This window comes from Amphibacillus cookii, from assembly GCF_016908375.1.
Lineage (GTDB): Bacteria > Bacillota > Bacilli > Bacillales > Amphibacillaceae > Amphibacillus_C > Amphibacillus_C cookii.
Window position 1 is genome coordinate 284,022 of record NZ_JAFBDS010000001.1, and the last position, 12,647, is coordinate 296,668.

Annotated in this window: 9 protein-coding genes; 3 read left to right on the forward strand and 6 right to left on the reverse strand. The window is 37.4% G+C overall.

Features of this window, described 5'->3' with window-relative positions; translation table 11 throughout:
- Window positions 1-484: 484 nt before the first annotated feature.
- Both JOE23_RS01150 and ppc read right to left on the reverse strand, forming a co-directional pair.
- Complete coding sequence (locus tag JOE23_RS01150) at window positions 485-634, reverse strand: aspartyl-phosphate phosphatase Spo0E family protein (protein ID WP_204435459.1); 150 nt, start codon at window positions 632-634, stop codon at window positions 485-487.
- Window positions 635-899: 265 nt separating this feature from the next.
- Complete coding sequence (ppc, locus tag JOE23_RS01155) at window positions 900-3,653, reverse strand: phosphoenolpyruvate carboxylase (protein ID WP_204435460.1); 2,754 nt, start codon at window positions 3,651-3,653, stop codon at window positions 900-902.
- Window positions 3,654-4,334: 681 nt separating this feature from the next.
- Between ppc and glpK the strand changes: the two genes are divergently transcribed.
- The gene (gene glpK, locus JOE23_RS01160; RefSeq protein WP_204435461.1) at window positions 4,335-5,828 is read left to right on the forward strand and encodes a glycerol kinase GlpK; all 1,494 of its coding nucleotides are present in this window, start codon (window positions 4,335-4,337) and stop codon (window positions 5,826-5,828) included.
- Window positions 5,829-5,963: 135 nt separating this feature from the next.
- On the opposite strand, the gene JOE23_RS01165 is transcribed toward glpK, so the two are convergent.
- The gene (locus JOE23_RS01165) at window positions 5,964-6,887 is read right to left on the reverse strand and encodes an aldo/keto reductase (RefSeq protein ID WP_204435462.1); all 924 of its coding nucleotides are present in this window, start codon (window positions 6,885-6,887) and stop codon (window positions 5,964-5,966) included.
- 543 nt (window positions 6,888-7,430) lie between these two features.
- Between JOE23_RS01165 and JOE23_RS01170 the strand changes: the two genes are divergently transcribed.
- Together JOE23_RS01170 and JOE23_RS01175 are read left to right on the forward strand one after the other, a co-directional pair.
- On the forward strand, window positions 7,431-7,610 hold the full coding sequence (locus JOE23_RS01170) for a cold-shock protein (RefSeq protein WP_204435463.1): 180 nt from the start codon (window positions 7,431-7,433) through the stop codon (window positions 7,608-7,610).
- 188 nt (window positions 7,611-7,798) lie between these two features.
- Window positions 7,799-8,536, forward strand: coding sequence for a SurA N-terminal domain-containing protein (locus JOE23_RS01175; protein WP_204435464.1), 738 nt, complete (start codon window positions 7,799-7,801; stop codon window positions 8,534-8,536).
- A 98-nt stretch (window positions 8,537-8,634) separates the two neighbouring features.
- Here JOE23_RS01175 and JOE23_RS01180 read toward each other — a convergent pair whose 3' ends face one another.
- The 3 genes from JOE23_RS01180 to JOE23_RS01190 form a co-directional block, all read right to left on the reverse strand.
- On the reverse strand, window positions 8,635-9,681 hold the full coding sequence (locus JOE23_RS01180; protein WP_204435465.1) for an FUSC family protein: 1,047 nt from the start codon (window positions 9,679-9,681) through the stop codon (window positions 8,635-8,637).
- A gap of 319 nt (window positions 9,682-10,000) precedes the next feature.
- On the reverse strand, window positions 10,001-12,016 hold the full coding sequence (locus JOE23_RS01185; protein WP_204435466.1) for a penicillin-binding transpeptidase domain-containing protein: 2,016 nt from the start codon (window positions 12,014-12,016) through the stop codon (window positions 10,001-10,003).
- Window positions 12,017-12,039: 23 nt separating this feature from the next.
- Window positions 12,040-12,612: a class D sortase gene (locus tag JOE23_RS01190; RefSeq protein ID WP_204435467.1), complete on the reverse strand. Its 573-nt coding sequence runs from the start codon at window positions 12,610-12,612 to the stop codon at window positions 12,040-12,042.
- Window positions 12,613-12,647 lie beyond the last annotated feature (35 nt).

Here is a 12,647-nt window from a genome sequence, read left to right on the forward strand (position 1 = left end):
GATTAGAAAGTAAACAGGTGAAAAATGGAGTATAAAATATAATTCCTTAATATAACCTGTTTATACTTCTATCATAAATGAAACGTTTTCATAAATCAATCATTTTCAATCATTTTTTATCAAAAATAATCAATAACGATCAATACGAAGCTTTACAGATCTAAAAAACGCGTGACTTTTACTATGATAATGCCCGGAATGAGGGATGTATAAACCAATTCCTTCACTACAGGTAAAACGATTGTAAACCACCCACTTAAAATAGAGAGCAGTGGTCAATCGATTGAGGTGGGTGCTAACGGCCGCTAATATCCTGATTGACTCAACTAACAAGCAGTGGGAAAAAAACGAAACGGCCCCCTGATTAAAGTTTCGTTTTATAAACCTCAAACATATAAAAAAACCTACTATATTAAAAGTAGGTTAACAGGTGAAAGTCAATTGAGCCGAGTGATATGAATGGAGGACTGACAAACACGAAGTTTTATTGATTCTTTTTGGGAGATTTAGAAAAATAAAACTGGTTAAGAAGTCGATCAAGTTTTTGAGAAATATCAACGACCTTTTCTGGATCGTTTGTATCTTGATATACATCGTACATTTCATATCTGAGCTTTTCTATTTCAGCATTCATATTTAAAAAAGGCCCAGCTTTGTTATAAATTACTTCGATTTCTTACACCTCCTCTGTGCCTTTGCCCTATTATAGTTTAATGAAATTGGTAGCTTATGTAAACGGGGTTAAATTGACTGATTTTGTCTAATTTTGTATGATTGCGATTACATTTCAGTTGCATATAGATTTAGCTATCAGGGATTGCATCAATAGGAGGAGTTAACAGTTATTCTTAACAGGAAAACACCTAAAGGAGCTCCCTTTAGGTGTTTAAACAATAGCATCAACCTGTGTTACGTAAGCCAGCGGCAATGCCGTTAATTGTTAGCAATACTTCCTCTAACAATGGTGTTGATTCGTCATTGTCATCCAGTGACCTTAATTGGTTAATTAACTGAACTTGGATTAGGTTTAATGGATCGACTAATGGATTTCGTAATCTAACGGATTCCTTAATATTTGGTTGGTGATCCATGAGATCGTCTTGTTGTGCGATTTTTAAGACCACTTCTTTCGTTAACGCATGCTCATCTCTAATTTGATCGAAAATACGTACCGCCATTGTTTGATCTTCAATCATATCAGTGTAGGCATCTGCAATTTCAAGATCAGCCTTCGTTAAAGCCATTTGTAAATTATTAATCGTTGCTTGAAAGAATGGCCAATGTTGATACATCTCTTGTAGTAAAGCTAAATTATTTGTTTCATCAAGATAAGTTTTTAACCCTGTTCCGGCAGCGTACCATGCTGGAAGAAGCTGGCGTGATTGTGTCCATGCGAAAACCCATGGGATCGCACGTAAATCTTCAAAACGATCACTTCCTTTTCGCTTCATTGGTCGTGAACCGATATTTAAAGCACCAAGTTCATTTAAAGGCGTACCTTGATTGAAGTATTTTAAGAATTCTTGATCACCAAATACAAGTTCTTGATATTTCTTTAAAGCAGCTTCTGAAATGTATGCCATTGTTTTTCTTGCTTCTTCGGAAGGCATGTCTGCATGTTTTTCGGTTTGGGTAATACCAGCAATAGATGTTAGCAATACACTTGTGGCTTGTTCCAAACTACGATAAGCAATATCAGGTAATAAATAGCGAGAAGATAAAACTTCACCTTGCTCAGTAATTTTGACGCCATCACCTAAAGTTATTGGTGGTTGTGATAATAAGCTTGAATACAATGGGCCACCACCACGCCCTAGTGAACCACCACGCCCGTGGAAGTATTTTAATTTAACACCGTAGGAAGAAGCGATAGAGTGAATTTCATCCTGGGTTTTATAGAGTTCCCAATTTGCTGTTAGATTTCCTCCATCTTTACTACTATCCGAATAGCCTAACATAATCTCTTGTAAGTCACCACGTGCTTCTAAGTGCTTACGATAAAGGGGAATATCAAAGAGACGTTTAATCATTTTAGGGCCAAATTTTAAATCATCGATCGTTTCGAGTAATGGTGCCACGTGAAGGCGGCTATGGACTTTTCCATCTGGATAAACACGATATAAACCAACTTCTTTAGCAAGTACAAGTACTTCAAGGATATCACTAACAGACTGTGTCATACTAATTAAATAAACCTCAATCGCTCGTTCACCAAATGTATCTTTTGCTTCTTTAATCGTTCTAAATGTTTCAATCATTTCTTGAGAGGATTCCGAAAATTCATCATAAATAGATATCAGTGGTCGTGGATCTTCAAGAACTTTAATTAATGTAGCTAATTTTTCTTCTTCGTCAAGCGCTTTATAGTCATCGGCAATACCTACTTGTCGTAAAATTTCAGTAATGGTATTTTCATGTTCACCACTATGGTTACGGATATCTAAAGTAGCTAAATGAAAACCAAAAATTTGAACTTGACGAAGGACATGGCGTAACAATTTAATTGGATTCCCTTTAGGATGGTGGCAATCGAGACTCTCTTGAATAAGTAAAAGGTCATCACGTAAGGCATGGGCGTCACGATATCCCCCATCTTGATCTTTAGCTGTTAATTTTAAACGACGCAAGATTAACCCGAGTTTAACACGATAAACTTCATCAGTCTTGTGCCAACCGCTAAATTGGAGTTCTTTTTGATCATTAGCAATGGACTCAACTAATGCTTCACTAACCGTCACTTTCTTTGTCGATTGACTTAATTTTTCTTTCAATTTATCAATTGAATCGATATATTTTTCAAGCACAAGTTTACGATGTTCTTTTAATGTCTTATAAGTGGTTTTGGCTTTAACGTTTGGATTACCATCTCGGTCTCCACCGATCCATGAACCGAAACGTAAAAAAGCTGGCACATGAAAATCATGATTGTACTTTTCCTTTAATAAATCTTCCAAGTCTTGGTGTAAAACAGGTAATATATTAAACAGGACCTTATCAAAGAAGTAAAGGCCATTTGATACTTCTTTCATTACAGAAGGTTTCTTTTCACGAATTTCTGCTGTTTGCCAAAGAATTGTAATTTCATTTTCAACCATTTCTTGGATAACTTTTTTATCATAACGTGTATAAGAGAATTCCCATTGCTTTAAGAGCTTAGCAATGCGTTGATGAACTCTTAACATCGTCCGACGTGTAGCTTCTGTAGGGTGCGCTGTAATCACCAATTCTAACGATAAGTCCTCCAACGCCTTTTCAACCTGATCAATCGATATGTTGTGATCAAATAATTGATTGACCCCTTCTTGTAAAGAGCGTGATTGAAGGGTGTTATCATCTTGCATTTGATATTGTCTACGACGTCGACCGCGATAATTTTGTTCTGCAATATTGTAAAGTTGTAGATTAACAGAGAAAGCACGGATGACTTTCTCACGTAAATCAGGGTCGAGCTTATAAATTTCTTGATTGAATTGATCAAAATTACTCGGACTTTCATCATCACGAAGTGCTTTTGATAAGGCGCGGAAATGTTTAACTGTTCCAAGAAGTTCTTCGCCCCCTTCATGACGCAACACTTCATCTAAAATCATGTTTAAGTAATCAACATCTTGATTTAATGTAATTTTGTTAAGTTGCATTTCTTTTTGTTCCATGTTATCACTTCCTTTCAGAATTTTCTTATAGCGTGGGTAGTGTTTGATTTTTTGGGGGAAGGTGGATGCGCGTGATTATCTGAAGCTAAGAGCTCTAATGGTATAATAACATGAATTTTTCTGAAAAATCACTTAAAAAATCTTCAAAACGGTAAATATAAAGCGTTATCATATAAAAAGAGCAATGATTTTAACTTATATTATCATAAATTATAACAAGTTGCGATTATTATCCTATGGAAGATAGAAAAAATTTAATTTTTTACAAAAAAGTATTGATAACGCTTTCAAAATTGGTTATGATATAAAAGTAGCAAGCGAGCTGCATCCCTTCGCAAGTCTTTGCCCATACCATAAACATGGTGTGGGTGTTTTTTTATTCTATAAATCATATACGATCGGTGTGAACAATTACGCATTTTAAAATATGAAGAGAAGAGGTCTTTAGTTTCTGAAGTTTTCCATCTGGAAGTTTGGCCTTTTGATAAAAGTGAAAAATTCAATCATAGTTAGTTGAGTATTTGAGATAATGGCGTTATCAAACCAGGTTATAGTAAGGTGTAATTAAGTTAATGACATGATTTATCACAGATAACGTCCGTAAAATGCCTGTCTCAAAATAGAGAGTAGGGTTCATCTATATAAGGTAATTTTGGAGAAAATCAAAAAGGAGCATGAGTAATGAAGGCGAAATATATGTTAACGATTGATCAAGGGACAACAAGTTCAAGGGCTTTTCTAGTCAATCAAAAAGGAGATATTATAGCGAGTGCTCAGCATGCATTTGAACAATTTTTTCCCCAACCGGGTTGGGTAGAACATGATGCAAACGAAATTTGGACATCCGTGTTAGCTTGTGTGGCAGATGTTTTAAGAAAAGCAGATATCCATGCAAGTCAAGTCGCGGGAATTGGGATAGCAAATCAGCGGGAAACAACGGTTGTATGGGATCGACAAACAGGTAAACCGATTTACCATGCGGTGGTGTGGCAGTCACGACAAACTGAAGCGATTTGCCAACAATTACGTGAACAAGGACATCGTGACATGATAAAAAATAAAACAGGATTATTGATCGATCCTTATTTTTCTGCAAGTAAAATCAAATGGATCTTAGATCATGTTGAAGGTGCACAAGAAAAGGCGACAAAAGGCATGCTTCAATTTGGGACGATTGACAGTTGGCTTATTTACAAATTTACCGGTGGGGAGGTCCATGTGACAGATTACTCAAATGCGTCAAGAACGATGTTATATAATATTTACGAATTAAAGTGGGATGATCAGTTATTAGATTTACTAAATATACCGCGATCGATATTGCCTGATGTACGTTCGTCCTCTGAAATATATGGGCATACCATTCGTCATCATTTTTTTGGTGAAAAGGTGCCAATTGCTTCTGCAACAGGAGATCAACAAGCAGCATTATTTGGACAAGCATGCTTTCAACAAGGTATGGTGAAGAATACGTATGGCACAGGTTGCTTTATGCTAATGTTAACAGGCCAAGAACCCATTAACTCTAACCATGGGTTATTAACGACGATTGCTTGGGGGCTGAATGGTGAGGTTCATTATGCACTTGAAGGGAGCGTTTTTGTTGCAGGGTCAGCTATTCAATGGTTGCGTGATGGACTTCGACTAATAAAATATTCACATGAAAGTGAGCATTATGCGGAACGCGTTATGTCTACTGAAGGTGTTTATTTTGTCCCTGCTTTTGTCGGCTTAGGTACACCATACTGGGATAGTGATGCACGTGGGGCAATGTTTGGTATAACTCGTGGGACCACGAAAGAGCATTTTGTTAGGGCAACTTTAGAATCGATCGCCTATCAAACAAAAGATGTATTGGATACGATGGTGACAGATGCGGGCCTTGAGGTGAAACGATTGCGTGTAGATGGTGGTGTCGTAAAGAACAACTTTTTGATGCAGTTTCAAAGTGATTTGTTAGGTGTACCGGTGGAACGACCGAAAATTAATGAAACAACGGCGCTTGGCGCTGCTTATTTGGCGGGCTTAGCAATCGGCTTTTGGTCAGGTCAAGAGGAATTAATTAACCACTGGCAACACGATCGGACATTTGAAGCGAAAATGGATCGTAGTGAACGTGACCAGTTGTATGATGGTTGGAAAAAAGCAGTACAAGCCACTCGTGCTTTTAAATAAGGCTGTCCTAATCAAGTGAGTCACCTTGTAAAATCGTGTCAACGCCCCTGATTGAAGTTTCGTTTTATTGATAAAGAACCTGAAGATTTAGACATTAAAAGCTGTCGAGGTTAGCACAATCTCGACAGCTTTACATTATTTAATGAATTGTGGATGAGCTTTTGAGACGAGATCTAATTGAACAGCTGCTGCATTTTTACTAACTTGTTCAGGGCTTTTACAGCCTGGAATGACTGCAGTTACTGCTTCGTGTTGTAAGCACCAAGCCAAGGCCCATGTTGCCATTGGAACCGCATTAGGCACTTCACTTTCAGCGATCTTGCTTACTTCCATTAGCTTACGCGCTTGTTCATCTTGATTATGTCTCGAACGGACATCCCCTTTTTTAAATGTTGCCCCTGGTTGATATTTGCCACTTAAATAGCCACTCGCTAATGGCACACGAGCTAAAACCCCCAATTGTTCAGCTTCAGCTATAGGAAATATATCTTGCTCAGGCTCTTGGGTTAGTCGATTATAAACGATTTGTAAAGCATCTACTCCAACCGATTTAGCTTGTTTTGTTTGATAAACACTTGGATTGTTTTGTAGAGATAAACCGATCGTATGAATTTTACCTGCTTGTTTTTGTTTATCTAGCATCGTCCAAAGTGCGTCATTATTGAATTCTTCGTCTGTTAATGAATGTGATTGATAAAGGTCAATATAATCGGTATTAAGTGCTTTTAAGGAAGTATCTAACTGTTTAAGGACATCTTTTGCATCAACATGGCGTGTGCGCTCAAAGGGCGCATGAAAATGATGACCGAATTTTGTTGCTATGATCCAATCTTCACGTGAGTTTCTTTTTAAATAATCACCAATAAACTTTTCGGAAAGATGGTCACCGTAACATTCTGCTGTATCTAATAAGTTGATCCCTTCTTGCTTAGCTTGATCAAGAATAGCATCGACTTGATCTTGGGTAAAATCAACGCCCCATTCACCCCCAAATTGCCATGTTCCTAAACCAATAACAGAAACATCTAAACTAGTTTGACCTATTTTTCGATATTGCATGCTATTCATCCTTTCTGTATTGTCCTAATTAAGGATAGCATATTTCACAACGTCAATGAAACAAATGGCTTTCCAATCTCCGTGTTTCACTAGTTATCTTTTGATTCAACATGAGATTATCATAAAGTGGAAAAAATAGGAGGTTCAAATCGGTATCCAGTACGAAAATGAAAGAGGCTAATGCTTAGTCTTAGACGATTCGGATTTGCTCGTTCTTGCGAATTTTAACACTATTGATTTTCACATGATTAAAATTTAAGGCTTTCCGAACGTAAAAAATACACCCAATTAAAAATTGGGTGCCAATAAGGGGGACAATCTAATTTGAAAAATACGCAATCTCTGCTGAAAGCATGAATATAGCTATTCAAGTCAGTATGAGATATACATTTCAAAAATTGTAACCGGTTACATTATAAAATATTTTTTAGTGGTTTTGAATCATACAAAAGAACTATTTTTATTACATAATAATACAGTAAAAATACCACCTTTGTTTTCAAGTGAAAAGAAGCGTATAATAATGAATAAAGGAGGGGTTTAATGGCTTATAATAATAAGCAAGAACCAGTAGAAGAAGTAGAAACAAAAGTTTGGTCTTGCACAAATGATTCATGTGCAGGCTGGATGCGTGTTGATTATGCTTTTGATGCAAACCCTGAATGTCCATTATGTCAATCAAAAATGATTGAGGAGATTCGTGTATTGCCAAAGTTGTCATAGTTTGTTTATTATTTGGTAAAATAGCCGTTCCCCTAGAATATCAAAAACAATTCAGAAGGTTAAACATTACCTTTCTTAAAAAAGTAACAACCATATGCAGCATGATAGTGGGTAGTGAATATTTTCTATTTATATAGGAATGCAGTCATCCACTTAACAACTGAAAAATTTTAGAATGGGGTTTTAATGTGTTGAGAAAAATGGGGGCATTAGTATGGATAGTTTTATTCAGTCTTATGTTAACGGCATGCAGCCAAGATCAGGATAATGATAGGGAAGTTATCAAACGATCAAATGAAGTCGAGGATTTACCTGATCAAGAAGACTTAGTCAGCGAAGAAGAATTAGTAGCTGAAGATGCAAGAGTGATTACAGTGAATGGTGACACGATTTATGGAGAGCAATATAATATTATTTATCATGAGACAAAAAGCTATATGGTGAACAATGATTATGATGTTGATGATTTAGAATTTGTTCATGAGCAAACGATCCAATCACTTGTTAATCGAACCGTTTTAACACAGGATGCAAGCGAAAAAGGAATAACCGTGACTCAAGAAGAGGTTGAAGCGGCGTATGAAGAAACGAAGGCCCAGTTTGACACAGAGGAGTCATTTAAGGCTGTGTTAGCTCAGCTACCTTATACTGAGGAAAGCTTTAAAGAAGTACTGCGTCAGTCATTAATTCAACAGTATTATATTAATCAAGAGTTCTCAGATATTGAAGTGAAAGCTGAAGATGTCGAGTTGTTCTATGAGCTTCTTCGAGAGCAAATGGATCAAGCACCTGCATTAGAAGATGCTCGCAATGAAATTGAACAACAAATGCTTGAAAATGAGATTCAGTTGGCATTGGACGAACGCTTAGAATCGCTTCATGAAGCGGCAGAGATAGAGGAACATTTATCTCATTTTAAAGACTAATTCATCTTCTTTATTTAATAACTTAATTCTCGTACCCTAAATTGGAGTAAATAAATAAGCGATCCCTTCAGTTTTGTTTTGGAAACTGAAGGGATCGCTTACTTGTCTGAGTCGGAAGCTAAGGCTTTCATATGATAATTAGCCAATTTCTCAGTCAATTGAAATAAAGCAATTAATTCATATAATATAATGGTTTCTGCATGGAAATAATGCTGTTTAGTTGACCTTTTCAAAGATAGCGTTGAAAAGCGTTTATGTAACTTTTCCAATAAAGCATATTGTTTGTTGTGATCAAATGTATGCGGAGCCGTGATATAAGAAGCGAGTGTGTCAACTGCTTGATTGACCAACTTAACACTCTCTTCATTCCATGATAATTCTGTCAAAAGTGTCGCATTTAAATTACCAATATGATAATGAATCAATTTTATTAAATGTAATTGTTTTGTCTCGCTCTCAACCTTAGTTTTTGCTCGTTCCGATTGGCGGTGGTATTGGGATTCGGCGCGCTGAAAAGAGAGTAATCGCTCAATATCACTTATTTTATAATGAAATTGTTCAAATATCTCTTCAGATTGGGATAGTGCTTGAGAACGATCATTTTCTTTAAATAGTGCGTGTGCAAATAGTTTTAACTCTTTTGCTGCTGTGTTGAGACTCATATTAATAGCAGAGTCAATTTGTTTTAAATAATTTGGCGGCAAAACAAAGAAATTAACTAATGTAGATACAGTAATTCCAATCGATGTTGTACCCAAACGGCTAAGAAAAGCTATAAAAAAATCACCTTCAATCACTTGAACCATCGCAACTGATGTTAAGGTTGCAACAAGTAATCCATCGTACAATTTTAACTTTGAACAAGTGACGATAGTCAAAATAGCCGCACCACTATAGGTGATCGGTGATTGCCCAAATAAAGAAATAAACGTAACTGCATAAAAGGAACCAATTGCAGAAGCAGGAAACCTTGTTAATCCTTTTTTAATTGAGTGACTTACCGTTGGTTCGATCGTAACAATCGATGTGATGACAGCAAATACAGCTGGCAAGTTGAATGATAAACAAATAGTAGATGTAATAAATACGGCCAGTCCAGTTTTGATAATACGACTGCCAATAAAAGATTGTATAAGGCGTCTCATAGTGCTCTCCTTCTCTGTCAAGTAACGGCTATTAATAGATGGTCTATGGAATCATTGATCACTTCATTTTCTGATTGAAAAGCTAAAAAAGAAAATTCTTTCAAGATGAAGGATTTTCTTTTATCTCTTGAAAGTCTGTGCGCTTTTATTTAAATTTATCACAGCTAACCGTCCGTAAAACCCCCCTCAAAATAGAGTGTAGAGCAAATCAATTGAGGTGGGGGATAGGACGCTAATGTTTTGATTCACTCAACGACCAATCAGTGGGCAAAGAACAAAAATGCCCACTGATTGAAGATTCGTTTTACAGCTGAGACGGTTACTGATATAGATCATCGAATACAGCAGTGAGTTTTTCTACAGTATAGCCACTTCCTCCCTTGTTTTCGACCCCTTCAACCATCATCGCAATAATTAGCTCATAGTTATTAGGATAGGCAACAAACCAGCCATTTTCCTCGGCGTTTTCTTCTTCTAAAGATTGCTTTAATTCAGCTGTTCCTGTTTTGCCCGATAATTCTATTGCATCAATGTTTGCTTGGCGTGCTGTTCCATTTGAACTTGATACAACATGACGCAAAGCTTCCTGAATATAATTGGCATCTTCAGCTGTTATTAAGTTTTCTGCATAAGCTTGCCCATGTTCTTCTTCTTGATCTAAGATCGGTTGAATCATCGTGCCATCATTTATGATAGGTGTATAAGCGGCAGCTAGATGGAGCGCGCTCATTAGAATTTCTCCTTGCCCATACCCTGAGTCTGCAAGAAGGGTTTCACGATCGATTTCGCCACTGTTAGATATACGACTAGGCTGGATCGGATAAGTGTAGTTAAACCCGTCTTCACCAAAGCCAAATGTGTTCAGCCCTTCAATGAATGGTTCACTTCCAATCGCTAAAGCTTTTTGTGCAAAATAGATGTTGTCTGATCGAACAAGGGCATCATTGAGGTCGACTGGACCGGTTGATTCCGACACTCGTCTCACACTGTAATTCCCCCAACCTTCTTTGCTCCATGTTAATCCATCTATTTGTACGGCATCATCCGGGGTGATCGTCCCTTCATTTAAACCAATGGTTGAGGTGATCGGTTTAAATGCAGAGCCAGGTGAATACGTAGCAGCAAACCGATTTAACATTGGTTCATTAGGATCTTCATTTAATTCATCATACTCGGATTGGCTAATGCCATACGTGAACTGATGTGGGTCAAATGACGGACTTGAAACAAGTGCAAGTGTTTCACCTGATTGAGGCTCGAGCGCTGCTGCTGTTCCTGAGTCTTGCTCAAAATGATCGAACAGACTAACTTGGAGTTCAGCATCTATAGTTAAGTGAATATCATCACCGGGTTCACCTGTTGTTTCAGCAATGCTAATTCGATCGCCATTGTTGTCAGCAACAATTCGGACTCCTCGTGTTCCTCGTAATCGTTCTTCGAATAATTGCTCTAAACCACGCTTTCCTATTTGGTCCTGAGTCCCATAAACACCAGGGTCTGCTTGCTCGATTTCTTCAGCGGTAATGTTGCCGATGTAGCCAATCAAGTGAGCAAATGCTTCTGAATAGGGATATACCCTTCCTGTTGCTTCCCGTTGAAGCACTGCAGGTATGCTTGTCACGCTTTCAAGTAGGTCTTGATCACTTGGTGATAAAATTTTTAATGGAACAAACACACCATCTGTTACCCAATCTTGTTCAAGTGTCGCCTCAATCGTATCAACACTTAAGGTGAGTTGATCAGCAATCGCTTCGATTTCTTGGTCACGATTGTCACCAAATTGTCCAGGGTCGATACCGATTTCATAGACGGTGTCATTGATCGCCAAGCCATCTCCATTTCTATCGAAAATCTCACCGCGGCTTGTTTCAGTCGTTTCAATTGCAATTTTACCGTCTTCCTCAAGTTCTGGGAAAATTAATCTAGGGTGCCAATTGACAAGCCAATCACGTTCTTCCTCTTCATTAATGTATTCAACCATTTCAATCTCCGCATCGAATGTTATTTCTCCAGCGACGGAATCTTGACTTACCGTAATAGGAAACGTCGTTTGCAACGCTTCCTCTTCGTTCTCTTCACCAAGGTTATAAGTAATGGTTAAATCTTCAATCGCCAAGTCTTGGTATATTTTTTGATAACGTTCAATAAAACCGTCAGTGCCATAGTTGTCTTGGGCCTCTTCCGTTAGCATGCTATACATATCGTTAAAGGCTTGTTCTTCCCAGAAAGAAACATAGGTCTCAAACCGCTGTTCTGGTAATACTTCTTCATCACTTGAACATCCCACTAAAGTGATGATAAAAAGGGTACTAAATAGTAAACAGATTTTTTTCATGTTTAACCTCCTCAGCTATAATTCTATTGTTCGATCGGAACAGCATATATGAGGTAACGATCAGGGGCACTTCCGATGTAACCGAATGGATAACAAGTTGAGATCACTAATTGTTCATCTGGTGCTGTTGAGCCAATGATGGTACGATCATCAGCATCGACAATCTCTGAATCGACCATTTGATAATAGAATTCGCCATATGGTAAGGTGATTTTTAATTGATCGCCGATTTCAACTTCACCTAACCGAGTAAAGACTGTATCACGATGCCCTGATAACAAAATTTGATCATTTTGTCCAGGATAAGCTGTCGCAGCATGATGACCAACACCTTTGTCCAAGTCATCTGGATCTGTGCCTTCAATAATGGGTAACGTTGCTTCAATTGTTTCAATCTCTAATAAACCAACCGTGTCGCCATGATTAGGATCAAATGCAGTGATATCGATTTTTTCTCCATTCGCGTATGTTCCAAGCAAATCTTCAACATCTCTTAATGCTTGCTTTTCAGCGGCTTGAATTCGAAAATAATGATAGCCACCAATCGATAAGAAAACAAGACCAATTAAAATAAATAGAACAGCAAGTTTTCTCAATTTTCCATCCTCCTTAGCTTTACATATTCTATATA

Bases quoted from the DNA above. Each gene is read 5' to 3' on its own strand.
- JOE23_RS01150 (WP_204435459.1), bottom strand. From the start codon at position 634: ATGAATGCTGAAATAGAAAAGCTCAGATATGAAATGTACGATGTATAT.
- ppc (WP_204435460.1), bottom strand. From the start codon at position 3,653: ATGGAACAAAAAGAAATGCAACTTAACAAAATTACATTAAATCAAGAT.
- glpK (WP_204435461.1), top strand. From the start codon at position 4,335: ATGAAGGCGAAATATATGTTAACGATTGATCAAGGGACAACAAGTTCA.
- JOE23_RS01165 (WP_204435462.1), bottom strand. From the start codon at position 6,887: ATGCAATATCGAAAAATAGGTCAAACTAGTTTAGATGTTTCTGTTATT.
- JOE23_RS01170 (WP_204435463.1), top strand. From the start codon at position 7,431: ATGGCTTATAATAATAAGCAAGAACCAGTAGAAGAAGTAGAAACAAAA.
- JOE23_RS01180 (WP_204435465.1), bottom strand. From the start codon at position 9,681: ATGAGACGCCTTATACAATCTTTTATTGGCAGTCGTATTATCAAAACT.
- JOE23_RS01185 (WP_204435466.1), bottom strand. From the start codon at position 12,016: ATGAAAAAAATCTGTTTACTATTTAGTACCCTTTTTATCATCACTTTA.